At 60.5% G+C, this 24,133-nt stretch carries 25 protein-coding genes, 2 tRNA genes and 1 pseudogene; 23 read left to right on the forward strand and 5 right to left on the reverse strand.

What is annotated here, in order from left to right; all coding sequences use genetic code 11:
• Positions 1-34: 34 nt before the first annotated feature.
• The 16 genes and pseudogenes from aspS to nadA all read left to right on the forward strand — a co-directional run bounded on the left by aspS (position 35) and on the right by nadA (position 13,138).
• Entirely contained in the window at positions 35-1,810 is a 1,776-nt protein-coding gene (gene aspS / locus FFS13_RS16925; protein ID WP_137820232.1) for an aspartate--tRNA ligase, read from the forward strand.
• 67 nt (positions 1,811-1,877) lie between these two features.
• Positions 1,878-2,627, forward strand: coding sequence for a YebC/PmpR family DNA-binding transcriptional regulator (locus FFS13_RS16930; protein ID WP_137820233.1), 750 nt, complete (start codon positions 1,878-1,880; stop codon positions 2,625-2,627).
• 139 nt (positions 2,628-2,766) lie between these two features.
• Entirely contained in the window at positions 2,767-3,291 is a 525-nt protein-coding gene (gene ruvC / locus FFS13_RS16935; RefSeq protein ID WP_137820234.1) for a crossover junction endodeoxyribonuclease RuvC, read from the forward strand.
• Positions 3,292-3,318: 27 nt separating this feature from the next.
• A complete protein-coding gene (gene ruvA, locus FFS13_RS16940; RefSeq protein WP_137820235.1) occupies positions 3,319-3,924 on the forward strand; it encodes a Holliday junction branch migration protein RuvA in 606 nt (201 codons plus the stop codon).
• A complete protein-coding gene (ruvB, locus tag FFS13_RS16945) occupies positions 3,925-4,974 on the forward strand; it encodes a Holliday junction branch migration DNA helicase RuvB (RefSeq protein ID WP_137820236.1) in 1,050 nt (349 codons plus the stop codon).
• A 104-nt stretch (positions 4,975-5,078) separates the two neighbouring features.
• Positions 5,079-5,495, forward strand: a pseudogene (ybgC, locus tag FFS13_RS16950) (tol-pal system-associated acyl-CoA thioesterase); the annotation flags it as partial.
• Between the two features lie 38 nt (positions 5,496-5,533).
• The gene (gene tolQ / locus FFS13_RS16955; protein WP_119955740.1) at positions 5,534-6,229 is read left to right on the forward strand and encodes a protein TolQ; all 696 of its coding nucleotides are present in this window, start codon (positions 5,534-5,536) and stop codon (positions 6,227-6,229) included.
• A 65-nt stretch (positions 6,230-6,294) separates the two neighbouring features.
• On the forward strand, positions 6,295-6,747 hold the full coding sequence (gene tolR / locus FFS13_RS16960) for a protein TolR (RefSeq protein WP_137820238.1): 453 nt from the start codon (positions 6,295-6,297) through the stop codon (positions 6,745-6,747).
• Positions 6,747-7,724: a cell envelope integrity protein TolA gene (tolA, locus tag FFS13_RS16965; RefSeq protein ID WP_137820239.1), complete on the forward strand. Its 978-nt coding sequence runs from the start codon at positions 6,747-6,749 to the stop codon at positions 7,722-7,724. The genes tolR and tolA overlap by 1 nt, the downstream gene beginning before the upstream one ends.
• Before the next feature lie 47 nt (positions 7,725-7,771).
• Positions 7,772-9,022, forward strand: a complete 1,251-nt coding sequence (gene tolB / locus FFS13_RS16970) for a Tol-Pal system beta propeller repeat protein TolB (protein WP_218568635.1) — start codon at positions 7,772-7,774, stop codon at positions 9,020-9,022.
• Positions 9,023-9,074: 52 nt separating this feature from the next.
• Positions 9,075-9,572, forward strand: a complete 498-nt coding sequence (gene pal, locus FFS13_RS16975) for a peptidoglycan-associated lipoprotein Pal (RefSeq protein WP_137820241.1) — start codon at positions 9,075-9,077, stop codon at positions 9,570-9,572.
• Between the two features lie 6 nt (positions 9,573-9,578).
• Positions 9,579-10,391: a tol-pal system protein YbgF gene (gene ybgF / locus FFS13_RS16980; protein ID WP_137820242.1), complete on the forward strand. Its 813-nt coding sequence runs from the start codon at positions 9,579-9,581 to the stop codon at positions 10,389-10,391.
• Positions 10,392-10,510: 119 nt separating this feature from the next.
• Entirely contained in the window at positions 10,511-11,158 is a 648-nt protein-coding gene (gene queE / locus FFS13_RS16985; RefSeq protein WP_137820243.1) for a 7-carboxy-7-deazaguanine synthase QueE, read from the forward strand.
• A 3-nt stretch (positions 11,159-11,161) separates the two neighbouring features.
• Positions 11,162-11,836: a 7-cyano-7-deazaguanine synthase QueC gene (queC, locus tag FFS13_RS16990; protein WP_137820244.1), complete on the forward strand. Its 675-nt coding sequence runs from the start codon at positions 11,162-11,164 to the stop codon at positions 11,834-11,836.
• Between the two features lie 56 nt (positions 11,837-11,892).
• Positions 11,893-11,968: transfer RNA gene (locus FFS13_RS16995), tRNA-Lys, on the forward strand.
• A gap of 111 nt (positions 11,969-12,079) precedes the next feature.
• Complete coding sequence (gene nadA / locus FFS13_RS17000; protein WP_137820245.1) at positions 12,080-13,138, forward strand: quinolinate synthase NadA; 1,059 nt, start codon at positions 12,080-12,082, stop codon at positions 13,136-13,138.
• Positions 13,139-13,189: 51 nt separating this feature from the next.
• Here nadA and FFS13_RS17005 read toward each other — a convergent pair whose 3' ends face one another.
• Entirely contained in the window at positions 13,190-14,623 is a 1,434-nt protein-coding gene (locus tag FFS13_RS17005; RefSeq protein ID WP_137820246.1) for a M48 family metalloprotease, read from the reverse strand.
• A 107-nt stretch (positions 14,624-14,730) separates the two neighbouring features.
• On the opposite strand from FFS13_RS17005, the gene FFS13_RS17010 reads away from it, so the two are divergent.
• Positions 14,731-14,982 (forward strand): sulfurtransferase TusA family protein, encoded by a 252-nt coding sequence (locus FFS13_RS17010; RefSeq protein ID WP_137820247.1) that lies wholly within the window; start codon positions 14,731-14,733, stop codon positions 14,980-14,982.
• Between the two features lie 48 nt (positions 14,983-15,030).
• Positions 15,031-16,101 (forward strand): AI-2E family transporter, encoded by a 1,071-nt coding sequence (locus FFS13_RS17015; RefSeq protein WP_137820248.1) that lies wholly within the window; start codon positions 15,031-15,033, stop codon positions 16,099-16,101.
• Between the two features lie 52 nt (positions 16,102-16,153).
• On the opposite strand, the gene FFS13_RS17020 is transcribed toward FFS13_RS17015, so the two are convergent.
• Together FFS13_RS17020 and FFS13_RS17025 are read right to left on the reverse strand one after the other, a co-directional pair.
• A complete protein-coding gene (locus FFS13_RS17020) occupies positions 16,154-16,627 on the reverse strand; it encodes a peroxiredoxin (RefSeq protein WP_137820249.1) in 474 nt (157 codons plus the stop codon).
• Between the two features lie 12 nt (positions 16,628-16,639).
• A complete protein-coding gene (locus FFS13_RS17025) occupies positions 16,640-17,200 on the reverse strand; it encodes a glycine cleavage system protein R (RefSeq protein ID WP_137820250.1) in 561 nt (186 codons plus the stop codon).
• Between the two features lie 167 nt (positions 17,201-17,367).
• On the opposite strand from FFS13_RS17025, the gene dapA reads away from it, so the two are divergent.
• From dapA to FFS13_RS17045, 4 genes are all read left to right on the forward strand, one after another.
• Positions 17,368-18,246 carry a 4-hydroxy-tetrahydrodipicolinate synthase gene (gene dapA / locus FFS13_RS17030; protein WP_137820251.1) on the forward strand — a complete coding sequence of 293 codons (879 nt, stop codon included), beginning with the start codon at positions 17,368-17,370 and terminating at the stop codon, positions 18,244-18,246.
• 17 nt (positions 18,247-18,263) lie between these two features.
• Positions 18,264-19,382, forward strand: coding sequence for an outer membrane protein assembly factor BamC (gene bamC, locus FFS13_RS17035; RefSeq protein WP_137820252.1), 1,119 nt, complete (start codon positions 18,264-18,266; stop codon positions 19,380-19,382).
• Between the two features lie 179 nt (positions 19,383-19,561).
• Positions 19,562-20,431, forward strand: coding sequence for a phosphoribosylaminoimidazolesuccinocarboxamide synthase (locus FFS13_RS17040; protein ID WP_137820253.1), 870 nt, complete (start codon positions 19,562-19,564; stop codon positions 20,429-20,431).
• Positions 20,432-20,603: 172 nt separating this feature from the next.
• Positions 20,604-20,693, forward strand: a tRNA-Ser gene (locus tag FFS13_RS17045).
• A 372-nt stretch (positions 20,694-21,065) separates the two neighbouring features.
• Here FFS13_RS17045 and FFS13_RS17050 read toward each other — a convergent pair.
• A complete protein-coding gene (locus FFS13_RS17050; RefSeq protein ID WP_137820254.1) occupies positions 21,066-21,389 on the reverse strand; it encodes a low molecular weight protein tyrosine phosphatase family protein in 324 nt (107 codons plus the stop codon).
• A gap of 75 nt (positions 21,390-21,464) precedes the next feature.
• Entirely contained in the window at positions 21,465-23,528 is a 2,064-nt protein-coding gene (locus FFS13_RS17055; RefSeq protein ID WP_137820255.1) for a S9 family peptidase, read from the reverse strand.
• 99 nt (positions 23,529-23,627) lie between these two features.
• Between FFS13_RS17055 and FFS13_RS17060 the strand changes: the two genes are divergently transcribed.
• The gene (locus FFS13_RS17060) at positions 23,628-24,104 is read left to right on the forward strand and encodes an MFS transporter (RefSeq protein ID WP_137820256.1); all 477 of its coding nucleotides are present in this window, start codon (positions 23,628-23,630) and stop codon (positions 24,102-24,104) included.
• Positions 24,105-24,133 lie beyond the last annotated feature (29 nt).

The raw sequence follows: 24,133 nt of genomic DNA on the forward strand, positions 1-24,133 counted from the left end.
GACTAGTCGAATTACGAGAAGCGAAACCACCATCATGATGCGCAGCCATTATTGCGGCCAACTGAACGAGAGCCTGGACGGTCAAGAAATCACCCTGTGCGGCTGGGTCCATCGCCGTCGTGATCATGGCGGGGTGATCTTCCTCGACATCCGTGATCGTGAAGGCTTGGCCCAGGTGGTGTTTGATCCGGATCGCGCCGAGACCTTCGCCGCCGCTGACCGTGTGCGCAGCGAGTATGTGGTCAAGCTCACCGGCAAGGTACGTTTGCGTCCGGCGGGTGCGGTCAACGCCAACATGGCCTCCGGTGCTATCGAAGTGCTCGGCTACGAGTTGGAAGTGCTGAACGAGGCGGAAACCCCGCCGTTCCCGCTGAACGAGTACTCAGACGTGGGCGAAGAAATCCGCCTGCGCTATCGCTTTATCGACCTGCGTCGCCCGGAAATGGCCGAAAAGCTGCGTCTGCGTTCGCGCATGACCACCAGCATCCGTCGTTACCTCGACGAGAATGGTTTCCTCGACGTCGAAACGCCGATCCTGACCCGTGCCACGCCGGAAGGTGCGCGAGACTACCTGGTGCCGAGTCGTACCCACGCCGGCAGCTTCTTTGCCTTGCCGCAATCGCCGCAGCTGTTCAAGCAGCTGTTGATGGTGGCCGGCTTCGATCGCTACTACCAGATCGCCAAGTGCTTCCGCGACGAAGACCTGCGGGCCGATCGCCAGCCAGAATTCACCCAGATCGACATCGAGACCAGCTTCCTCAATGAAGCCGACATCATCGGTCTGACCGAAGGCATGATCCGCAAGCTGTTCAAGGAAGTGCTGGATCTGGAATTCGGCGAATTCCCGCACATGACCTTCGCAGAAGCCATGCGCCGCTACGGTTCCGACAAGCCGGACCTGCGTATCCCGCTGGAGCTGGTCGATGTTGCCGATCAACTGAATGCCGTGGAATTCAAGGTCTTCAGTGGCCCGGCCAACGATCCGAAAGGCCGCGTTGCCGCCTTGCGTGTACCGGGTGCCGCGAGCATGCCGCGCAGCCAGATCGACGACTACACCAAGTTCGTCGGCAACTTCGGCGCCAAGGGCCTGGCCTATATCAAGGTCAACGAGCGCGCCAAGGGTGTGGAAGGTCTGCAGTCGCCGATCGTCAAATTCATCCCCGAGGAAAACCTCCAGGTGATCCTCGATCGCGTCGGCGCCCAGGACGGCGACATCGTGTTCTTTGGCGCCGACAAGGCCAAGATCGTCAGCGACGCCCTCGGCGCGCTGCGGATCAAGATCGGCCACGACCTCAAGCTGCACACCTGCGAGTGGGCACCGCTGTGGGTGGTCGACTTCCCGATGTTCGAAGAAAACGACGACGGCAGCTTCACTGCATTGCACCACCCGTTCACCGCACCCAAGTGCAGCCCGGAAGAGCTCGAAGCCAACCCGGCGGTTGCGCTGTCGCGTGCCTACGACATGGTGCTGAACGGCACCGAGCTGGGCGGCGGTTCGATCCGTATTCACCGCAAAGAGATGCAGCAAGCGGTATTCCGTCTGCTCGGCATCAGCGAAGACGAGCAGCAGGAGAAGTTCGGCTTCCTGCTCGACGCCCTGAAATACGGTGCGCCGCCGCACGGTGGTCTGGCCTTCGGTCTGGACCGTCTGGTGATGCTGATGACGGGCGCCCAGTCGATCCGTGAAGTGATCGCCTTCCCGAAAACCCAGAGCGCGGCCTGTGTCATGACCCAGGCGCCGGGTGCGGTGGATGCCAAAGCGCTGCGTGAGCTGCACATTCGCCTGCGCGAACAGCCGAAAGCGGAATAATTCAGTTCAAAACCAGGACGGCCCAGGTTGATGGGCCGTCCAACAAGACAAGAATTCGGAGTGCGTTATGGCTGGTCATTCCAAGTGGGCCAACATCAAGCATCGCAAGGGGCGTCAGGACGCCAAGAGAGGCAAGATTTTCACCAAGCTGATTCGCGAGCTGACCATCGCCGCGAGCCAGGGTGGCGGCATACCGGCGGACAACCCGCGTCTGCGTCTGGCGGTGGACAAGGCGCTCGGCGCCAACATGACCCGCGACACCATCGATCGGGCGATCGCCCGCGGCGTGGGTGCCGACGATGACACGAAAGTCGAAGAGCTGAGCTATGAAGGTTATGCGCCCAGCGGCGTGGCGGTGATAGTCGAGGCGATGACCGACAATCGCAATCGCACCGCCGCCGAAGTGCGGCATGCGTTCACGAAGTGTGGTGGCAACCTGGGCACCGACGGTTCGGTGGCCTATATGTTCGATCGCAAAGGCCAGATCAGCTTCGCCCCGGGTGTGGATGAAGACGCCCTGATGAATGCGGCGCTGGAAGCCGGTGCCGATGACGTAGTGACCAATGACGATGGTTCCATCGACGTGTTTACCACCTTCGCCGACTTTATCTCGGTGAATGAGGCCTTGGTCGCCGCCGGTTTCAAGGGCGATGAGGCGGAGATCAGCATGATCCCGTCGATCATGGTCGAGCTGACGGACCTGGAAACCGCGCAGAAGGTGCTCAAGCTGATCGACATGCTTGAAGACCTGGATGACGTGCAGAACGTCTACTTCAACGCCGAAATTCCGGATGAAATCATGGAGCAGATCGGCTGAATCGAACTGCTGGCGGTATCCCTGGAGCCGGAGGCGCAAGGGCGTGATCATCACGCGGCTTTGTGCCTCCGGCTTCTGCCTTTAAGCTGCCGGACACCGACTGTTCGGTACTAAGCATTATTTTCAAGCTGCAGGCGCTATGACTCTTATTCTCGGTATCGATCCTGGTTCACGTATCACCGGCTACGGCGTGGTGCGCGACCTTGGTCGTGGCTGTGAATATGTTGCCTCGGGCTGCATTCGTACCGGCAGTGGCCTGTTGCATGAGCGGCTGCAAAGCGTTTTTCGTGGGGTGCGCGAGGTCATTCAGACCTACGGCCCGGTGACCATGGGCATCGAACAGGTGTTTATGGCCAAGAATGCCGACTCGGCGCTGAAGCTGGGGCAGGCGCGTGGCGCGGCCATAGTGGCGGCGGCGGAGGAGGGCTTGGAGATCGCCGAGTACACGGCGACCCAGGTCAAACAGGCGATTGCCGGAACCGGTGGGGCGGACAAGCAGCAGGTGCAGATGATGGTGATGCACCTGTTGAAGCTGACGCAGAAACCGCAAATCGATGCCTCCGATGCGTTGGCGATTGCCCTGTGTCATGCGCATACCCGCTCAAGTCTGATTCCCCACGGCCTGGCTGGCGCGCGTAGCCGCGGCGGCCGGCTCAGGCTGTAAGTGGCCTCTATATAAGGAAGTGAATTCGTGATTGGACGCCTGCGCGGCACTTTGGCGGAAAAGCAGCCGCCGCATTTAGTTGTGGATGTGAATGGCCTCGGCTATGAGCTGGAAGTGCCGATGACCACGCTCTACCGTCTGCCGTCCGTCGGCGAGTCGGTGACCCTGCACACCCATCTGGTGGTGCGTGAAGACGCGCAGTTGCTCTATGGGTTCTTCGAGAAGCGCGAGCGTGAGCTGTTTCGCGAGCTGATCCGGCTCAATGGCGTGGGTCCCAAGCTGGCGCTGGCGTTGATGTCCGGCCTGGAAGTGGATGAGTTGGTACGCTGCGTCCAGGCGCAAGACACCTCCGTCCTGGTGAGGATTCCGGGCGTCGGCAAGAAAACTGCGGAGCGCCTGCTGGTCGAGCTGAAAGACCGCTTCAAGGCCTGGGAAACCATGCCGGGCATCGCCACGCTGGTGGTTGAACCTCGGGCTGGCGCCGCAGTCTCAAGCGCGGAGAATGACGCGGTGAGCGCGCTGATCTCCCTCGGCTTCAAACCCCAGGAGGCTAGCCGTGCGGTATCGGCAGTGCAGGAAGAAGGTTTGAGCAGTGAAGAGTTGATCCGTCGTTCATTGAAGGGAATGGTTTAAGTGATAGACGCCGACCGCCTGATTACCGCCTCCGGCCGTGACCGCGATGAGCAGTTGGACCGGGCCATTCGTCCGTTGCGGCTGGCTGAATATATCGGTCAGCCGAAAGTGCGCGAGCAGATGGAGCTGTTCATTCAGGCCGCCAAGGGGCGCAGCGAAGCGCTCGATCACACCTTGATCTTTGGCCCGCCAGGCTTGGGTAAAACCACCTTGGCCAATATCGTCGCCCAGGAAATGGGTGTCTCGATCAAGAGTACCTCCGGTCCAGTGCTTGAGCGCCCTGGCGATCTGGCGGCGATGCTGACCAATCTGGAGCCGGGCGATGTGTTGTTTATCGATGAAATTCACCGCCTCTCGCCGATTGTCGAAGAAGTGCTGTACCCGGCGATGGAAGACTTCCAGCTCGACATCATGATTGGTGAAGGCCCGGCGGCGCGCTCGATCAAGCTCGATCTGCCACCCTTTACCCTGATCGGCGCCACGACGCGGGCCGGCATGCTGACCAATCCGTTGCGCGATCGCTTCGGCATAGTGCAGCGCCTGGAGTTCTACAACATCCCGGACCTGGCCACTATTGTCGGGCGCTCGGCCGGTATCCTCGGTTTGCCGCTCGATCCGGAAGGCGCTTTTGAGATTGCCCGGCGTGCCCGCGGCACGCCGCGGATCGCCAACCGTTTGCTGCGACGCGTGCGGGATTTCGCCGAAGTACGCGCCGAGGGGCATATCACCCGGCCAATTGCCGATCAGGCGCTGAACTTGTTGGATGTCGATGAGCACGGCTTCGATCATCAGGATCGCCGACTACTGTTGACCATGATCGAGAAATTCGACGGCGGCCCGGTGGGTGTCGACAGCCTGGCTGCAGCCATCAGTGAGGAGCGGCACACCATTGAGGATGTGCTGGAGCCGTACTTGATCCAGCAGGGCTACATCATGCGCACCCCCCGTGGGCGGGTGGTGACTCGGCATGCGTATCTGCATTTCGGCCTGAATGTGCCCAAGCGCATGGGGGAGCTGCCGACGACTGATCTATTTGCCGTCGATGAGTAACCTAAAGCCATAAAATTCATCTGACTCATTCGGGACGAATGGGACAGATGGTTGAAAAACAGTTGTTTAGCCTGATTGGCAACCCAGGGAGTAAGCACTAGAGTATGCGCGCGCAAAATGGGCTTGAGTCGTTCGCACATCGTTGTCGCGTATATTACGAGGACACCGATGCCGGCGGCATCGTTTATTACGTCAATTACCTTAAGTTTATGGAGCGGGCTCGTACCGAGCGGCTGCGCGATTTGGGCTTTGCCCAGTCTGCGTTGGCGGGGGAGAACCTGTTGTTCGTCGTGCATTCCAGCGAAGCGCGCTATCACGCGCCGGCGCGGCTGGATGATGAGCTGCTGGTCAGCGCCGAAGTAATCGAATTAAACCGTGTCAGCCTGCGCTTTCGTCAACAGGTTCGGCGGGCAACGGATGATGCGCTGCTCTGTGAAGGGCAGTTCCTGGTGGCCTGTGTGCGCGCCGACAGTTTGAAACCCCGGGCCTTTCCCGAAGCTTTGCGCGCGGCCTTTGCCGGCCTGAGCGGCGCGGGTACATCTAAAGCAGGAGATTAAGCGTGGAAGCCAACGTCGTCGACCATACCTCCATGTGGAGCCTGATCAGCAACGCCAGCATCGTGGTACAGCTGGTAATGCTCATTCTGGTAGCCGCATCGGTTACCTCATGGATCATGATTTTCCAGCGCAGCACGATGATTCGTGCTGCGCGCCGTTCGCTGGAAAGCTTCGAAGAGCGTTTCTGGTCGGGCATCGACCTGTCCAAGCTGTACCGTCAGGCCGGTAGCAATCCCGATCCGGATTCCGGCGTCGAGCAGATCTTTCGCGGCGGCTTCAAGGAGTTTTCCCGCCTGCGCCAGCAACCGGGTGTCGATCCGGATGCGGTGATGGATGGGGTGAACCGCGCGATGCGCGTGGCGATTTCCCGTGAAGAAGAAAAGCTCGAGCAAAGCCTGCCATTCCTCGCCACCGTGGGCTCCACCAGCCCCTATATCGGTCTGTTTGGTACCGTCTGGGGGATCATGAACTCCTTCCGTGGCTTGGCTTCGGCGCAGCAGGCGACCCTCGCCACAGTTGCACCGGGCATTGCCGAGGCACTGATCGCCACGGCAATTGGCCTGTTTGCGGCTATCCCTGCGGTGATCGCCTACAACCGCTTCGCCGCGCGCGGTGAGACGCTGATCGGCCGTTACTACACCTTTGCCGACGAATTCCAAGCCATCCTGCACCGTAAAGTGCACACCAGCGACGACTAAGAGCCTGTTCAAGATATTGAACTGGTTCTAAGGCGCAGGCTTTCTTTATGGAAAGGTTTTAACCCATGGCCCGTATTCGCAAGAGACGTAAACCAGTCGCCGAGATGAACGTAGTGCCCTACATCGACGTGATGTTGGTGCTGCTGGTGATCTTTATGGTGACTGCCCCGATGCTCAACCAGGGCGTCAAGGTCGATCTGCCCAAGGTCTCCAGTGAGGCCCTGCCGCAAGACAACAACACCCAGGTGCTGACTATTTCGATCAAGGCCGACAAGACCTATTTCTGGAATCTCGGCAGCGAAGTGGATACCGACAAGCAGCAGGCCAAAGCCCTGACCCTGCCTGAAATGACCACAGCTGTGACGGCGATCATGAACCAGAGCCGTAGCCAGGGTAAGCAGACCCAGGTGTTCATTCGTGGCGACAAATCCGTTGATTACGGCGCGGTGATGGCTGCAATGGGCGGGCTGCAGCAGGCTGGCGTGGGTAATGTCGGTCTGATTACCGAGGCGCCGTAATGCAGCAGCAGCGCGAGCGCTCCTCTTCGGAAAGCTATTTCTGGCCCAGCGTCTGGGCGCTGGGCTTGCACGTCCTGATGTTTGGCATGCTCTTCGTCAGTTTTGCTTTCACTCCGGAGCTGCCGCCCTCGAAGCCGATCGTTCAGGCCACCCTGTACGAGCTCAAGTCGAAAAGCCCGGCAACAGTGCAGACCAACCAGAAAATCGCCGGCGAGGCGAAAAAGACTGCAGCCAAACAGTATGAAGTCGAGCAGCTGGAGGCGAAAAAGCTCGAGCAGCAAAAGCAGGTAGCGGCCAAGGCGGCGGAACAAAAGAAAGCCGAAGAGGCTCAAAAGGCCGAAGCCGCCGAAAAGACCGAGCAAGTGAAGAAGGCTACCGAGGCCAAGAAAGCCGAGGAAAAGCAATTGGCGGATATCGCCAAGAAGAAAACCGAAGAAGAAAAGAAGAAAGCGGCAGCAGAGGCCAAGAAGAAGGCTGATGCCGAGGCGGCGAAGAAAAAAGCCGTCGCCGATGCGAAAAAAGCCGCAGACGCGAAGAAGAAAGCGGCTGCCGAAGCCAGCAAGAAAAAAGCCGCCGAGGCTGCCCGCAAGGCTGCCGAGGACAAGAAGGCCCAGGCCCTGGCGGAGTTGTTAGCCGAGGATACTGAGCGTCAGGCGGCGCTCGGTGACGAGATCGGTGAGCAGGTGTCGGGCAACTTCGACGATCTGATCAGAATGCGCGCGGCGGAAGGCTGGACCAGGCCGCCAGGCGCGACTAATGGCATGACGGTGGTGCTACAGATCACCATGTTGCCCGACGGCACCATTACCAGTGTCGGGGTGGCGCGCTCCAGTGGTAATGGGCCATTCGACAGCTCGGCGGTTGCGGCGGTCGAAAACATCGGCCGACTCATAGAAATGCAGGGTCTGAGTCCCACTGACTTTAATCCCTATCGTTCATTCAAGATGACCTTCACACCTGAGGATTTAGCGTTGTGATCAATATTCTTCGAGGATTGCTTGTGGTTCTTTGCTGTGGCGCCGGAATGCTGGCCGCTGAGGAAAAGAACATTCTGGTCACCAGTGGCTCCGATCGGGCCATTCCGGTGGCTATCGTGCCTTTCGGTTGGCAGGGCGGCACCGTGCTGCCGGAGGATATGGCCGACATCATCGGTAAAGATCTGCGTAACTCCGGTACCTTCGAGCCGATCCCGCGGCAAAACATGATCAGCTTGCCGACTCAGGCCAGCGAAGTGATCTTTCGCGATTGGAAAGCCCTGGGCGTTCAGTATGTGATGGTCGGCAGCATAGTCCCGAATGGCGGCCGTCTACAGATTCAATACGCCTTGTTCAACGTGGCAACCGAGCAGCAAGTGCTCTCGGGTAGCGTCGGCGGCAGCACCGATCAATTGCGCGATATGGCGCACTATATCGCTGACCAGTCGTTCGAGAAGCTCACCGGCATCAAGGGTGCGTTCTCCACGCGGATGCTGTACGTCACCGCTGAGCGTTTCTCGGTGAATAGCACCCGCTACACCCTGCAGCGTTCCGACTATGACGGCGCGCGCGCCGTGACCTTGCTGCAGTCGCGTGAGCCGATTCTCTCGCCGCGCTTTGCCAATGATGGCAAGCGTATCGCTTATGTGTCGTTCGAGCAGAAGCGTCCGCGCATCTTCATCCAACACATCGATACCGGTCGCCGTGAGCAGATCACCAACTTCGAGGGCTTGAACGGTGCGCCGGCCTTTTCCCCGGATGGCAGTCGCCTGGCTTTCGTGCTGTCCAAGGACGGCAACCCGGAGATCTACGTGATGGATCTGGGCTCCCGTCAGTTGCAGCGAGTGACCAATCATTTCTCCATCGACACCGAGCCGTTCTGGGGGGCGGATGGCCAGACTATCTACTTCACTTCGGATCGTGCCGGCAAACCGCAGGTCTACAAGACTCGCATCGGTGGTGGCGAGCCGCAGCGCGTGACCTTCGTCGGTAACTACAACGCCAATCCGAAGTTGTCGGCAGACGAAAAGACCCTGGTGATGATTCACCGCCAGGATGGTTTCACCAACTTCAAGGTGGCGGCGCAGGATCTGCAACGGGGTAATGTGCGGATACTTTCCGATACCAGTCTGGACGAGTCGCCTACTGTCGCGCCCAACGGCACCATGGTAATCTACGCGACCCGCCAGCAGGGCCGTGGAGTCTTGATTCTCGCCTCCATCAATGGGCGAGTAAAACTCCCGATTCCAACCGCGCAAGGCGAAATCCGAGAGCCATCCTGGTCGCCCTACCTGAACTGATGCGGCGCAATACCTTTTACTTAACACAACTGGGGTCATTAGGAGTTTCATTATGGAAATGTTGAAATTTGGCAAGTTTGCTGCGCTGGCTCTGGCCATGGCTGTAGCTGTTGGTTGCTCCTCCAAAGGCGGCGACACCGCTGGCGAAGGCGCTGTTGATCCGAACGCTGGTTACGGCGCTAACAGCGGTGCCGTCGATGGCAGCCTGAGCGAAGAAGCTGCTCTGCGCGCTATCACTACTTTCTACTTCGAGTACGACAGCTCCGACCTGAAGCCGGAAGCCATGCGCGCTCTCGACGTTCACGCTAAAGACCTGAAAGGCAACGGCGCTCGCGTCGTTCTGGAAGGCAACACCGACGAGCGCGGCACCCGCGAGTACAACATGGCTCTGGGCGAGCGTCGTGCTAAGGCCGTACAGCGCTACCTGGTGCTGCAGGGCGTTTCCCCGGCTCAAGCTGAGCTGGTGTCCTACGGCGAAGAGCGTGCGGTTGCCACTGGCAACGACGAGCAGTCCTGGGCGCAGAACCGTCGCGTCGAGCTGCGTAAGTAATTCGCCATGCGTACGTGCCGTCGTGCTTTAACCGTTTTGGCTCTCAGCCTGCCGCTTGCGGCCTGGGCTGAGGTTCCTGTGGTGGATGAGAATGCCAATTACGGCAGCAGTAGTTATCCGCCTGCTGGTTATGGCACGTCCGGCGCCTACGCCGGGGGAGGGGTTACGGCCCCGACCTCGGCGCAGGGTGAGCTGTTCATGCAGCTGCAACAACTGCAAGAAGAGGTCGCGCGACTGCGCGGCATGGTCGAGGAGCAGCAAAACGAGATTCAGCGCCTGAAGCAAGAAGGCCTGGAGCGTTATCAAGACCTCGATCGACGTTTGGCCGGCGGCGCAACTGGCGCTCCAGCTCCCCAAGATTCTGCTGCAACCGGTGTGATCGATGCCGGTGGCGCTCCGACTCAGCCCGCGGCTCAGGCTGCGGCGAGTAACGAACCGGGCGATCCGGCGAAGGAAAAGCTGTATTACGACGCTGCCTTCGATCTGATCAAGGCGAAGGACTTCGATAAGGCCAGCCAGGCCTTCAGCGCTTTCCTGCGCAAGTACCCAAGCAGCCAATATGCGGGCAATGCGCAGTACTGGCTGGGCGAGGTGAATTTGGCCAAGGGCGATCTGCAAGGTGCCGGTCAGGCGTTTGCCAAGGTCAGCCAGCTTTATCCGAGCCACCCCAAGGTGCCTGACTCCCTGTACAAACTGGCCGATGTCGAGCAGCGCTTGGGCCATGCCGATAAAGCCAAGGGCATTTTGCAGCAGGTGATTGCCCAGTTCCCGGGCAGTTCGGCGGCGCAGTTGGCGCAGCGAGATTTGCAAGGTTTCTGAAAGCTGATTCGAAGTTCAAGAAAACCCGCGCCTGGCGCGGGTTTTTTCGTTAGAATCTTCGCCCCCAATTCCCGCAACGGAGGCGGATGGCCTGTTTCGCCGTCACGCCCGTGGCTGATATGCAAAAAAACCTGCGCATTACCGAGATTTTCTACTCGTTGCAGGGCGAGACGCGCACCGCCGGCTTGCCGACGGTGTTCGTCCGCCTGACCGGCTGCCCCCTGCGTTGTCAGTACTGCGATACCGCCTATGCCTTCAGTGGCGGTGAGCTGATGAGCCTTGAGGCGATCCTCGAGCGCATCGCCGGCTTCCGGCCGCGTTATATCTGTGTGACCGGCGGTGAGCCGCTGGCGCAACCCAACTGCATCCCATTACTCGAGCGTCTGTGTGACGCCGGCTATGAGGTCTCGCTGGAGACCAGTGGTGCGCTGGACGTCTCGGCGGTCGATCCGCGGGTGAGCAAGGTGGTCGACTTGAAGACTCCAGGTTCGGCTGAGGTCGCTCGCAATCGCTACGAGAACATCGAGTTTCTGACGGCCAACGATCAGGTGAAATTCGTCATCTGCTCCCGTGAGGACTACGACTGGGCGGTCTCTAAGCTGATTCAGTATCGCCTGCAGGATCGCGCCGGTGAGGTGTTGTTTTCGCCCAGTCATCATGAGTTGGATGCGCGTGCGCTGGCCGATTGGATCGTCGCCGACAATCTGCCGGTGCGCCTGCAAATGCAGCTACACAAAATTCTTTGGAATGACGAGCCGGGGCACTGAGATATGACAGATAAGAAGGCGGTAATTCTGCTCTCCGGTGGCCTCGATTCTGCCACTGTGGTGGCTCTAGCCCGGGCTGAGGGCTATGCCTGCTACAGCATGAGCTTCGACTATGGCCAGCGCCATCGCTCCGAGTTGCAGGCTGCCGAGCGTGTGGCGCGCCAGTTGGGTGTGGTCGAGCACAAGGTCATTGGCCTGAACCTCAACGGGATTGGCGGCTCGGCGTTGACCGACGCTTCGATTGCCGTACCGGAAAGCCCGGTCGAAGGCATCCCGGTGACCTACGTACCGGCACGCAATACGGTGTTCCTCTCGTTGGCGCTGGGCTGGGCCGAGGTGTTGGGCGCGCGCGATATCTTTATCGGCGTCAATGCGGTGGACTATTCCGGTTACCCGGATTGCCGTCCCGAGTTCGTCGAGGCCTTCGGGCGCATGGCCAATCTGGCGACCAAGGCCGGAGTGGAAGGGCGGGGCTTTCGCATCCGTGCGCCCTTGCAGCACATGAGCAAGGCCGAGATAGTGCAGGCTGGTCTGCGGCAGGGGGTCGACTACGCCTTGACCGTTTCCTGCTATCAGGCCGATGACGACGGTCGGGCGTGTGGCAAGTGCGACAGCTGCCGTCTGCGGGCTGCCGGCTTTGCCGTGGCGGGCGTAGCGGACCCGACTCGATATTTCTAAATTTTTATCGCATGGTGTTGATTTTGTGAATTAAATCAGTATTATGCACACCCGTTGGGTCGTTAGCTCAGTTGGTAGAGCAGTTGGCTTTTAACCAATTGGTCGCAGGTTCGAATCCCGCACGACCCACCATCCTTTCCTGCTTTACCCCTCCTGCCTGTTATCCGTCTCGCCCGATCTAATCCAATGGATGCGGGTGGTATACTCGACTTACGCGCTCAAGCGCCTGCAGGTCTAGCGAATATGACGCAGATTTCCGAACGCCTTCTGGTTCAAGCTCACCTCGATGCCAAGCAGCCCAAGCCGCTGACGGTTGCCGAGGAGACTGCCTATCGCACGGCGATTGCCGCCGAACTCAAAGCACAGAATGCCGTCCTGGTTGCCCATTACTATTGCGATCCGCTGATTCAGGCTTTGGCTGAAGAAACCGGCGGCTGCGTTTCCGACTCTCTGGAAATGGCCCGTTTCGGTAATCAGCACCCGGCGCAAACCGTGCTGGTGGCGGGTGTGAAGTTCATGGGCGAGACCGCCAAGATCCTCAACCCGGAAAAGCGCGTGCTGATGCCGACGCTGGAAGCGACCTGCTCGCTCGATCTGGGCTGTCCGGTCGAAGAGTTCTCGGCGTTTTGCGATCAGCATCCCGAACGCACCGTGGTGGTCTATGCCAACACCTCGGCGGCGGTTAAGGCGCGGGCCGATTGGGTGGTGACGTCCAGCTGTGCGCTGGAGATAGTCGAGAGCCTGATGGATAACGGTGAAAAGATCATCTGGGCGCCGGACAAGCACCTGGGCCGCTATATCCAGCGTGAAACCGGCGCCGACATGCTGCTCTGGGATGGTGCCTGCATCGTTCATGAGGAGTTCAAGTCCAGGCAGTTGGAGGACATGAAGGCGTTATACCCGGAGGCGGCGATCCTGGTGCACCCGGAGTCGCCTGAGGCGGTGATCGACCTGGCAGATGCGGTCGGCTCCACCAGCCAACTGATCAAGGCGGCGCAGACGCTGCCGAACACCACCTTCATCGTCGCCACCGATCGCGGCATCTTCTACAAGATGCAGCAGCTGTGTCCCGACAAGATTTTCATCGAGGCGCCCACCGCCGGCAATGGCGCGGCCTGCCGCAGTTGCGCGCATTGCCCGTGGATGGCGATGAATACCCTGGAGCGCACGCTGCAGTGCTTGCGCGAGGGCAGCAACGAGATCTTCGTCGATCCGGCGTTGATTCCGCGGGCGTTGCAACCGCTCAAGCGCATGCTGGATTTCACTCAGGCCGCCCGGCTTAGAGTGGCCGGTAACGCTTAAATCGGTAGGCAGAAAAAAGCCGGGCAACGCCCGGCTTTTTTCTGCCTGGGCTTAACGCATCAGCTGTTTGAGCATGCGCTGCTGTTCCAGCATTTCTCTCTGGCGGGCATCGATGCGTGATGCCAGGGGGAAATTGTTGATGGCCCGACGTTTGGCGAAGTTGAGTTGTTCGATCGCTTGGTCATAATCGGCGACCAAGGCAAAGTACTCGGCGCGGGCTTGGTGCAGGCCGATGATATCGCCGGAAAGGCCACGAGTTTCCGCGACCTGATACCAGACATCCGGATCATTCGGGCGACTCTTCAATAATTCTTCGAGGGCCTTCTGCGCCTCGGCGGCCTGGCTCTGCTTGAGGAGCAGGTCGATGCGGCTCTGCTTCAGCGGATAGTTGTCCGGATAAACCTTGAGTAGCCGTTGGGCGCGTTGTTGCGCGTCCGGCAGGCGATTGGCGGTGATGTCCAGGTCGATCTGCGCCAAGTTGTAGGTGATGTCGTTGGGCGCCTTCCCCAGTAGCGCTTGCAGGCTTGTCCGGGCTTCGTTGAGTTGGCCGTTCTTGATCTGTGCGAGCGCCAGGCCGTAACGGGCGGCGTCCAGTGTGGGGTCGTCGTCGAGCATGGCGCGAAAACGCTTGCCGGCGATGCCAGGGGTTTCCTCGAAGGTCAGCTGCATGCGCGCGCGCATCAGTTGATAGCGCAGCGTGTCTTCACGTCCGCCCTGGGTGAATTGTTCCGCACGGTTGCGGGTGTCGGCGATGCGCGACTCGGTGACCGGGTGAGTGAGGAGAAACTCGGGTGGGCGCTTGTCGTAGCGATATTGCCGCGCCATGCGTTCGAACATGTTCGGCATGGCGCGCGGGTCGTAACCGGCGCGTTCCAGATTGACCACCCCGACGCGGTCGGCTTCCTGTTCGTTCTGCCGGGAGAAGCGCAGCTGGCTCTGGATGGCGGCGGCCTGGGTGCTCATGATCGTGGCCATGCCGGCGTCGCCCGCACCAGCCGCGGCGGCGATGATCCCGGCGAGCATGGCGGCCATCATCGGCACCTGCATTTTCTGTTGGGCTTCGATGCCGCGGGCGAAGTGGCGCTGGCTCAAGTGGCCAAGTTCGTGGGCGAGTACCCCGGCGTATTCGGCTTCGGTCTGCGCGTGGAGGAACAGGCCGCCGTTGACGCCGATAATTCCACCGGGGGCGGCGAAGGCGTTGATCTGTGGGTCCTTGATCAGGATGAACACCAGCCGATGGTCATGCAGGTCGCTGGTTTCCGCCAGGCGATAGACGCTGCTTTCGACGAAATCTTTAAGCTGCGGATCGTTCAGTTGGTTGACTTGCCCGCGCAGCATGCTCAACCAGGCGCGGCCGAGCTGATATTCCTGTTCCGGCGAAACGATCGATGAGCTGGAGTCGCCCAGTGACGGCAGGTCGTCGGCGATGGCGGGGGAGGCAAGCAAGCAAGCAAGCGTCAGCAGAGTAGGGCGCAGAAGATTCATGCACGAAGCTCTTGGCGGCAAAGTGGCTACTGTAGCCGCCATGCCAGTCGGCTGGCCAGGGCTGTGCCGCCTTCGGTATCCTAAGGTACTTCCCTGGAGACTGATTGATGAACGACGCTGGACGGCGGGTTCCCGCCTGCGATGCCGAACTGGACGCCAGTGGCCTGAATTGCCCGCTGCCGTTGCTGAAGGCCAAACTCGAGCTGAATCGCCTGCCGAGTGGCGCTGTGCTCAAGGTGACGGCTACCGATGCCGGTTCGCAGCGTGACTTTCGCGCCTTCGCTAGCTTGGCCGGGCATACCTTGCTGCATGAAGAGAGCGAGGGCGGTGTCTATCGCTATTGGCTGCGCAAGGCTTGACGCGTAGTTCGACCCGGCGCAGTGGTTGGGCGTATCGAAGGAATTCTGATGTTCAAGGTGCTACGCGATTGGGTTCAGCGCTATTTCTCCGATGAGGAGGCGGTAGTGTTGGCGGTGTTGTTGATTCTCGGCTTCACCGCGGTGCTGACGCTCGGCGGCATGCTTGCGCCGGTACTGACGGGGCTGGTGCTGGCCTTCTTGATGCAGGGGCTGGTGCGCGTGCTGGTGCGCTTGCGGTTGCCGCGAGTGGGGGCGGTCTGGCTGGTGTTCGCCTTGTTTATCGGGTTGCTGGGGGTGTTCTTGTTAGTGTTGCTGCCGTTGCTGTGGCAGCAATTGATCACGCTGTTCAACGAGTTGCCGGGCATGCTCGGCAAGTGGCAGTCCTTGCTCTTGCTGCTGCCGGAGCGTTATCCGCATCTGGTGTCGGATGAGCAAGTGCTGCAAACCATCGAGGTGGTGCGCAGCGAAATCGGCAAGTTTGGCCAGTTGGCACTGACCTTCTCGTTATCCAGCTTGCCGCTGCTGGTGAACATCATGATCTATCTGGTGTTGGTGCCGATCCTGGTGTTCTTCTTCCTCAAGGATCGCCAGTTGATTAGCCGCTGGTTCCGCGGCTATCTGCCCCGTGAGCGCACGTTGATCACCCGGGTGGCTCAGGAGATGAATCAGCAGATCGCCAATTACATCCGCGGCAAGGTGATTGAGATCATCATCTGTGGCGGCGTGACCTACGTGGGCTTCATCGCGCTCGGTCTGAACTATGCGGCGTTGCTCGCCCTGTTGGTCGGCCTGTCGGTGGTGGTGCCCTATGTCGGAGCCGTGGTGGTGACGGTGCCGGTGGCCCTGATCGCCTTGTTTCAGTGGGGCTGGGGCGACCAATTCATCTACCTGATGGTCGTTTATGGGGTGATCCAGGCGCTGGACGGTAACGTCCTGGTACCGCTGCTGTTCGCCGAGGCGGTGAACTTGCACCCAGTGGTGATCATCTGTGCGGTGCTGCTGTTTGGCGGGCTCTGGGGGTTCTGGGGGATCTTCTTTGCGATTCCGCTGGCGACCCTGTTCAAGGCGGTGCTGGATGCCTGGCCGCGACAGGAGCCAGTGGTGGCGCCGTTGATGTAATGACACAACCCAATAAAAAGCCGCATTGAGCGGTCTTTTTATTGGGTTGGGTTCAGCCCTTGTGCAAGGCTTGCGCAGCTGTGAGCACTGCATCGACATGGCCGGGGACCTTCACGCCACGCCATTCCTGGCGGAGCACGCCGGCCTTGTCGAGGAGAAAGGTGCTGCGATCGACGCCCAGGTATTCCTTGCCATAGAGTTTCTTCAGCTTGATCACCTCGAACAGCTGGCACAGCGCCTCGTCCTGGTCAGCAATCAGCTCGAAGGGAAACTCCTGTTTGCACTTGAAGTTCTCGTGCGACTTCAGGCTGTCCCTGGAGACCCCGAACACCTGGGTGTCGGCGGCCTGGAACGCGCTGTACTGATCGCGAAAGCCTTGGCCTTCGGTGGTGCAGCCCGGGGTGCTGTCCTTCGGGTAGAAGTAAATCACCACCTGCTGGCCCTTGAGAGCGGACAGCTTGATCTGCTGGCCGCTGGTGGCCTGGGCCTGGAAGTCAGCGACGGGCTGGTCGAGTGCAATGGCCATGAAGGGTTTTCCTCAAGCAGGAGTCTGCGGACGCCAGGGTTCGATCAGGGCATCCAGATTCAAGGCGTCGGCAAAGTCGAGAAACTGGTCGCGCAGCCAGCTGATTTGAGTGCCGGCCGGCAAGGTCACAGTGAACGTTGCATTGAGCATGGTGCCGCCGGTTTGCGGGGCCTGGTAGGTGTCGCAGGTGAGGTTTTCCAGCTCGACGTTGTGATCGATAAAGAACTGGCACAGCTCATTGAGAATGTCTGGGCGGTACACCGAGCTGACATAGGCGACGTAGGGCAATGCTTGCGGGCGGTTCTCCGAGGCGGCGCTGCGCACCACGCTGACGGTGAAGCTGTGCTTCTTGGCCAGGGTCGGCAGACTGGCTTCCAGGCGTGCCAGCGCGTCCCAGCTTCCCGACAGCTGCAAGACCAGCGCGCTGAACTCGCCATGGCGGCTCAAACGGGTGCTGATCACGGCGCAGCGATTCTCATGACTGGCGCGGCACAGCACATTAGTCAGCTCCATGGGGTTGGTGCCGAGGGCACTGATAACAAGGAATTGTTCGCGGACTATGGGGGTGGACATGCAGCATTCCTAAAGCGATGAGCGGTCGGCAGTTAAACTGTCGATCAAAGCCGGAAGGTTAGCGAAAAGTGTCGCTGAGGGGAATGCTCATAGCACGGTACTTCGCTTGTGCAAGGCAGGTGGCGCCAGTACCATTACGGCTCTCTTTTTCCGGCAGGAGTGGTTGCATGATTGCGGGCAGTATGGTGGCACTGGTCACGCCCATGGATGCGCAGGGTCGTCTGGATTGGGACAGTCTGAGCAAACTGGTGGATTTCCACCTGCAAGAAGGCACCAACGCCATTGTCGCGGTCGGCACCACAGGTGAGTCGGCCACGTTAGACGTCAACGAACACATCGAAGTGATCCGTCGAGTGGTGGCTCAGGTCGCCGGGCGCATTCCGGTTATCGCCGGTACTGGCGCCAACTCCACCCGCGAAGCGGTGGAGTTGACTGCAAACGCCAAAAGCGCCGGTGCCGACGCTTGCCTGTTAGTCACGCCGTACTACAACAAGCCGACTCAAGAAGGTTTGTATCAGCACTTCCGGCATATCGCCGAGGCGGTGGCGATTCCGCAGATCCTCTATAACGTGCCGGGCCGTACGGTCTGCGACATGTTGCCGGAGACCGTTGAGCGTTTGTCGAAGGTGTCGAACATCATCGGCATCAAGGAGGCTACGGGTGATCTGCAGCGCGGCCAAGAAGTGCTGGATCGCGTCAGCAAGGACTTCCTGGTGTATTCCGGCGACGACGCGACTGCCGTCGAGCTGATGCTGATGGGTGGCAAGGGCAATATCTCCGTCACCGCCAACGTCGCCCCGCGCGCCATGAGCGAGCTTTGCGCCGCGGCCATGCGTGGTGATGCTGTCACGGCTCGGGCGATCAACGACCGTTTGATGCCGCTGCACAAGTCGCTGTTTATCGAGTCCAACCCGATTCCGGTGAAATGGGCCCTGCATGAAATGGGTCTGATGCAAGAGGGCATCCGCCTGCCTCTGACCTGGCTCAGTCCGCGTTGTCATGAACCGCTGCGTCAGGCCTTGCGCCAGTCCGGCGTATTGGTTTAATCGAGGAAATACTACGCATGAAGCGACTGGCCGGACTCTCCGCACTTGCCGTGATCATCTCCAGTACCAGCGGTTGCGGCTGGATCTGGGGTGAAGATGGCTATTTCCGCGATCGTGGCAGTGATTATCTGATCGAACGCCAGACTGCACCGATGCAGATTCCAACGGGCGCCGATACCAAGCGCCTCGACCCGCTGCTGCCGGTGCCACGCAATGTGGCTGACTCGACCGCCGAGGGTGAGTTCGACGTACCGCGTCCGCTGGCCTTGCCAGCACAGGCTGACTCGAGCGAGTTCAGCCTGCAAAAAAGCGGCGAGGCGCGTTGGGTGATGGCTCGCCGCGCACCGGCAGAAGTCTGGCCGGTGGCTCGTCAGTTCTTCGAAGATAACGGTTTCCGGATTGCCGAAGAGCGCCCGCAGACGGGCGAATTCAGCACTGACTGGCAGCGTTTCGACGAGCTCTCTGCGTCCATGGCGCGGCGTCTGAGCAGTCGTGTGGCAGGGGTGGATCCAGAGAGTCAGGCCCGTGTGCGGGTACGCATCGAGCCCGGTGTGCAGCGCAATACCAGCGAGATTTTCGTTGTCAGCGCCGAACGGCCGGCCGGCAGCAGCGCCAATGTCGATTTCTCCAGCAAGTCCGCGAACGCCAGCCTGGAAGCTGCGCTGCTCGACGAGATGCTCGCCAGCCTGGCGCGCAGTGCCGAGCAGGGTGGCTCCGTCTCGCTGCTGGCCGCGCGCGACTTCGATGCGCCGAGTCGGGTGAGCCTGTCTGAGGACGGCAACGGCAACCCGATTTTGAACCTTGGCGCCGATTTCGATCGCGCCTGGTCCAGCGTTGGCCGCTCCCTGGAAACGGCTGACGTGCGGGTCGATGACCTCAACCGTACCCTTGGCGTGTACTACATCAATCTCGCCGAAGGCGCCGAAACCAAGGACAAGAAACCTGGTTTCTGGGGCACGTTGTGGGGCAGTGCGCCGAGCAAAGAAGAGATCGACGCGCGTGCCGAGCGTTATCAGGTTCGCCTGACCAAGGTTGGCGACGGCGTGCAGGTAACCGTGGAGAAAGACCTCAATACTGTCGCGCCGGCCGATGTGGCGCGGCGGGTGCTGAGCCTGATCCAGGAACACCTCGGCTAGGTTGCGCCTCGACGTTCCAGGCACTGGGTAGGCAGTCGTTTGCCTACCTGGCCAGCCGTCTGCCAGGGCCGGCGCTGCGCTGGCGTGAGCCAAGGCCCTGAATGCAGTTCTATAAGAAGCCGATAGGCGAAACCCACTCGGTTTCGCCTGTTTCGTTTAATAAAGGCGGAAATCCTGACATGACCACTCCCTCCACCTTGAGCCTGAAGAAAATCTACTCCGGCAAAGTTCGGGACCTGTACGAAATTGACGCCAAGCGCATGCTGATGGTGGCCACCGATCGCCTGTCGGCGTTCGACGTGATCCTCGCCGAGCCGATTCCGGACAAGGGCAAGATCCTCACCGCCATCTCCAACTTCTGGTTCGACAAGCTCGCGGACGTGGTGCCGAATCACTTCACCGGCGACAAGGTTGAAGACGTGGTGTCTGCTGCCGAATTACCCTTGGTGGAAGGGCGTGCGGTGGTGGCCAAGCGTTTGCAGCCGATTGCGGTGGAGGCCATTGTGCGAGGCTACATCGCCGGTTCGGGTTGGAAGGAATACCAAAAGAGCGGCACGGTCTGTGGTATTCAACTGCCGGCCGGGCTGAAAGAAGCCTCCAAGTTGCCGCAGCCGATCTTCACCCCGTCGACCAAGGCGGCCGTGGGCGATCATGATGAGAACATCGCGTTCGAGCAGTGCGAGGCGATCATCGGTAAAGAACTGGCGGCGAAGGTGCGTGACACCGCTATCGCCTTGTACAGCGCGGCGGTCGAATATGCGGCCACCCGCGGGATCATCATCGCTGACACCAAGTTCGAATTCGGCCTGGACGAAGACGGCACGCTGACCCTGATGGACGAAGTGTTGACGCCGGACTCCAGCCGTTTCTGGCCGACCGAGAGTTATGTCGAAGGGCAGAACCCGCCGAGCTTCGATAAGCAGTTCGTGCGCGATTGGCTGGAGTCTACGGGTTGGAACAAAGAGCCGCCGGCCCCTGCTGTGCCGCTTGAAGTGGCGCAGAAAACCGCCGACAAGTACCGCGAAGCCTTGACCAAGCTGACAGCTTGAATCCTGTCGAGCGTGAAATGAAAAGGAGAGGCCTCGGCTTCTCTTTTTCGTTGTGGCAGCTTGCCGGGATGAGTGGCTGCGACATCGTTCACGCAAGCATCTGATAGCATGCGAAAAATTCTATCGCCGGGGCTTCGCCCAAGGCTTTTGAGCTGTTATCATGCGCGCCGCTGGGGAGATGCCGGAGTGGCCGAACGGGACGGATTCGAAATCCGTTGTGTTAGCGATAGCACCTAGGGTTCGAATCCCTATTTCCCCGCCATATCTAAAAAAAGCCCTGTAACTCAATGAGTTACGGGGTTTTTCAGTTCTGGGTTGCACCCGGTGTTTGTACCCAAAATTTATACCCCCCTTCTGTTGTGAGTTGGGCTGCTAGCGTGCGGTCTGCCTGTGTCTGTTTAGCGGCAGGATCAAGGGAGGGTGATACCCAGTCGCTGTACCGGTCTGCTGACTGTCATCGGGGTGAACTCAGCACCTCGACTTGTCTTGACACCTTGGTTATTCAGGTGCGCGGCTATGCCTGACAATGTGTCGATACCATCGAAGCTAGCCGACTTGATGTGGTTTTTGATGATCTGAGCGTGCAGCGCATTGCGCCGAATGCGGGTTAGGGTCTTGCGGTGAGCCCTCGGCGTTATTTGAGAAAGGGGCTGACCTTGGCCAGCAGCAGTTTGATCAGTTCCGGGTCCATGTAGGCGTAGACATCCGGGATATCCAGGCAGATCACCCGCTTGCCCTTCAGGTGGCGGGCAAAGCGCTGTGTCAGTTTGCGCTTATGGATTTGCTCCATCACGAAGATCAGGTCCGCCCATTCCAGCGCTTCGGGCGTGAGGGGGTTCTCCGCCTCGTTGCTTATCCCGGCCGACAGGGTTTCCAGACTCGGTTCCATGCTGAACAGCAGCTCCGCAGTGGGGCTGCGCAGGCGATTCTGGCTACAGATAAAGAGTAAGCGCTGCACTCGATTTCTTCTCCTGCTGCCGACTTGGTGAGTAGCCCGGATGGCATGGCGTTGGCTATGCCATTCGAGCTAGGTTCAGGCTAGCCCCAACACCTTCAACAGAAAACCATACTCCAGCGCCACCTCCTTCAAGCCCTGATAGCGCCCACTCATCCCGCCATGCCCGGCACCTAGGTCGGTCTTGAGCAGCAGCAAGTGCTGGTCGGTCTTGTTGGCGCGCAGTTTCGCCACCCATTTGGCGGCTTCCCAGTACTGCACGCGGCTGTCGTTATAGCCGGCGACGGCGAGGATGGCCGGGTAGGGCTGGGCGCTGACGTTTTCGTAGGGGGCGTAGCTTTTGAGCCGTTCGTACACCTCGGGTTCGTGCGGGTCGCCCCATTCGTCGTATTCGGTGACGGTCAGCGGCAGGTCGGGGTTCTGCATGGTGTTGAGCACGTCGACGAAGGGCACTTCGGCAATCGCCGCGGCGAACAGCTCCGGGCGTTGGTTGAGCACCGCGCCGATCAGCAGGCCGCCGGCGCTGCCGCCGCTGATCGCCAGTTGTTGCGGGCCGGTATAACCCGCGGCGATCAGGTGTTCGGCGCAGGCGATGAAGTCGCCGAAGCTGTTGGCTTTGTGTTCCAGCTTGCCGGCGCGATACCAGGCTTCGCCCAGTTCACCGCCGCCGCGTACGTGGGCGATGGCGAAGACGAAACCGCGATCCAGCAGGCTCAGGCGGGCGTGGGAGAACCAGGGATCGAGGCTTTCGCCGTAAGCGCCATAGCCGTACAGATACAGCGGCGCGGGCTGGCCGAGGACTTCGCGCTTGGCCACCAGGCTGATGGGCACCTGGCTGCCGTCTGCCGCAGTGGCCCAGAGGCGTTGGCTGACATAAGCGTCGGCGTCGAACGGGCCTTCCACCGGGGTTTCTTTCAAGACTTTCTGTTCGCCGCTGCTCAGGTGCAGTTGGCGTACTTGCGCGGGACGGTTCAGCGCCTCGTAGCGCAGGCGGATGACCGGGCTGTCGAACTCCAGGCTGTCCTGCACATGCAGGCTGTAGGCGGCGTCCGGCAGTTGCACGCGCGCCGGCGCTTGGCCGTGGGCGTGGACTTCGATGATCGGCAGGCCGCCTTCGCGCAGGCTGAGGACGATGGCGTTGGCATTCAGGCTGATGCCCTCCAGCATCACCGCAGGGCTATGCGGGATCAGCTGTTGCCAGTCGGCGCGGCTCGGTGTGCTGGCGCTGCTTGCCTGGTACAGGGCGAAGTTGATGCCGGTCTGGTTGCTGCGGATCAGCCAGGCCCAGTCGCCATCGGGCTTGCCGTGGTCGACCTGGCCGTGGTCAACCTTGCCGTGATCAACGTAGTACTCGTGGCCTTCCTCGCGGGGGGCCAGGCAGGTGAAGTCGCCGTGCGGCGTGTCGGCGTCGAGCACCCAGGCTTCGCTGGTGGTTTTGCTGCCCAGCAGCAGCACCAGTTGGCGCTCGGAGCTGGCGCGGTAGCAATTGAGGAAGAAACGCCCGTCCGGTTCGTCGAACACCAGCTCGGCGCCCGCGTTGCCCAAGGTGTGGCGGTAGAGCTTGTGCGGGCGGTGGGTGTCATCCAGCTCGCCGAAGAACAGCGTCTGGTTGTCGTTGGCCCAGGTCAGGCTGCCGTCGCAGTCCTCGAAAGGCAGCGCGCTGATCTGGCCGCTGGCCAGCTCCTTGACGTACAGCCGATAGATCTCGTCGCCGCTGGTATCCAGGCTGTAGGCCAGGCGCGCGTGATCCTGGCTGATAGTGAAGGCGCCGAGGGAGAGAAAGCCGCCGGCGGCCAGGGCATTGGGATCGAGCAGCAACTCTTCACGGCTTTCGTCCACGCTCAGTGAGTCGTCCGCCGGGCGTGGGCAGCGGTAATGCCGTGGGTATTCATCACCGGCAGTGGTGCGGGTGTAATACAGATAGGGCCCCCAGGGCGAGGGCAGCGAGAGATCGGTCTCGCGGATGCGGCCTTTGATCTCCTGAAACAACGCCTCGCGCAGTGCGCTCTGCTCCGCCAGTTCCGCTTCGAGATAGGCATTTTCCGCCTTGAGGTGCTCGAGTACTTCCGCGGCGTCGCGGTTTTCCAGCCAGCGGTAGGGGTCGTTGCCGTTCTCTATTCGGGCGATGGGGGCTTGCGACATGTTGCAACTCCAGAGCGGATGCGGCCGATAGCGAGCGCGCCGGGCCGGCGAAAAGCCGTTATCATAAGCGCCCCTTTGTCAGGCCCGCCACGAACACTCATGACCGAGAACGACTATCTGCTCGCCTGGGCCGCATACGGAATCGCAGCGCTTGGCTGCCTGCTGGTGTGGTTCCGCCTGACCAGCTGGATGTGGCGCTACCTGCGTGAGCCGTTGCGGCTGCTGGTTGCGGTGTTGCTGCTGACCCCGACCATCATCGAGCCGACCAAGGAGCTGTTCGCGCCGGCTATCGCCATCACCGCCCTGGACCTGCTGTTCAAGGTGGGCAACAACGCCTGGCGTGCGGTGGCGGATCTGGCCATGTATGGCTTGCTCGCCTTGGCGCTCTACCTGCTGTTTGTGGCTCTGCGTTGGCCGCTCGAGCGCTGGTGGCAGGCGCGTAATACCCAGGCAGCGCCGGCCGTCGAGGATGAGCCGAGCCTGCGCGAGGTGCTGGAGCGCGACCCCGCAGCGCAGGTGGAGACCCGTATCGACCAGAGTGGCGCCCGCCGTTTTCGCATCGAGCCGCGGCTGTAACCTTGCACCTACCCGCCGAGCCGTTCAGC

It is taken from the genome of Pseudomonas sp. 2FG (assembly GCF_005502935.1).
In the GTDB taxonomy this organism is placed as follows: domain Bacteria; phylum Pseudomonadota; class Gammaproteobacteria; order Pseudomonadales; family Pseudomonadaceae; genus Aquipseudomonas.

Bases quoted from the DNA above. Each gene is read 5' to 3' on its own strand.
- aspS (WP_137820232.1), top strand. From the start codon at position 35: ATGATGCGCAGCCATTATTGCGGCCAACTGAACGAGAGCCTGGACGGT.
- FFS13_RS16930 (WP_137820233.1), top strand. From the start codon at position 1,878: ATGGCTGGTCATTCCAAGTGGGCCAACATCAAGCATCGCAAGGGGCGT.
- ruvC (WP_137820234.1), top strand. From the start codon at position 2,767: ATGACTCTTATTCTCGGTATCGATCCTGGTTCACGTATCACCGGCTAC.
- tolR (WP_137820238.1), top strand. From the start codon at position 6,295: ATGGCCCGTATTCGCAAGAGACGTAAACCAGTCGCCGAGATGAACGTA.
- tolA (WP_137820239.1), top strand. From the start codon at position 6,747: ATGCAGCAGCAGCGCGAGCGCTCCTCTTCGGAAAGCTATTTCTGGCCC.
- tolB (WP_218568635.1), top strand. From the start codon at position 7,772: ATGCTGGCCGCTGAGGAAAAGAACATTCTGGTCACCAGTGGCTCCGAT.
- pal (WP_137820241.1), top strand. From the start codon at position 9,075: ATGGAAATGTTGAAATTTGGCAAGTTTGCTGCGCTGGCTCTGGCCATG.
- ybgF (WP_137820242.1), top strand. From the start codon at position 9,579: ATGCGTACGTGCCGTCGTGCTTTAACCGTTTTGGCTCTCAGCCTGCCG.
- queE (WP_137820243.1), top strand. From the start codon at position 10,511: ATGCAAAAAAACCTGCGCATTACCGAGATTTTCTACTCGTTGCAGGGC.
- queC (WP_137820244.1), top strand. From the start codon at position 11,162: ATGACAGATAAGAAGGCGGTAATTCTGCTCTCCGGTGGCCTCGATTCT.
- nadA (WP_137820245.1), top strand. From the start codon at position 12,080: ATGACGCAGATTTCCGAACGCCTTCTGGTTCAAGCTCACCTCGATGCC.
- FFS13_RS17005 (WP_137820246.1), bottom strand. From the start codon at position 14,623: ATGAATCTTCTGCGCCCTACTCTGCTGACGCTTGCTTGCTTGCTTGCC.
- FFS13_RS17010 (WP_137820247.1), top strand. From the start codon at position 14,731: ATGAACGACGCTGGACGGCGGGTTCCCGCCTGCGATGCCGAACTGGAC.
- FFS13_RS17015 (WP_137820248.1), top strand. From the start codon at position 15,031: ATGTTCAAGGTGCTACGCGATTGGGTTCAGCGCTATTTCTCCGATGAG.
- FFS13_RS17020 (WP_137820249.1), bottom strand. From the start codon at position 16,627: ATGGCCATTGCACTCGACCAGCCCGTCGCTGACTTCCAGGCCCAGGCC.
- FFS13_RS17025 (WP_137820250.1), bottom strand. From the start codon at position 17,200: ATGTCCACCCCCATAGTCCGCGAACAATTCCTTGTTATCAGTGCCCTC.
- dapA (WP_137820251.1), top strand. From the start codon at position 17,368: ATGATTGCGGGCAGTATGGTGGCACTGGTCACGCCCATGGATGCGCAG.
- bamC (WP_137820252.1), top strand. From the start codon at position 18,264: ATGAAGCGACTGGCCGGACTCTCCGCACTTGCCGTGATCATCTCCAGT.
- FFS13_RS17040 (WP_137820253.1), top strand. From the start codon at position 19,562: ATGACCACTCCCTCCACCTTGAGCCTGAAGAAAATCTACTCCGGCAAA.
- FFS13_RS17055 (WP_137820255.1), bottom strand. From the start codon at position 23,528: ATGTCGCAAGCCCCCATCGCCCGAATAGAGAACGGCAACGACCCCTAC.
- FFS13_RS17060 (WP_137820256.1), top strand. From the start codon at position 23,628: ATGACCGAGAACGACTATCTGCTCGCCTGGGCCGCATACGGAATCGCA.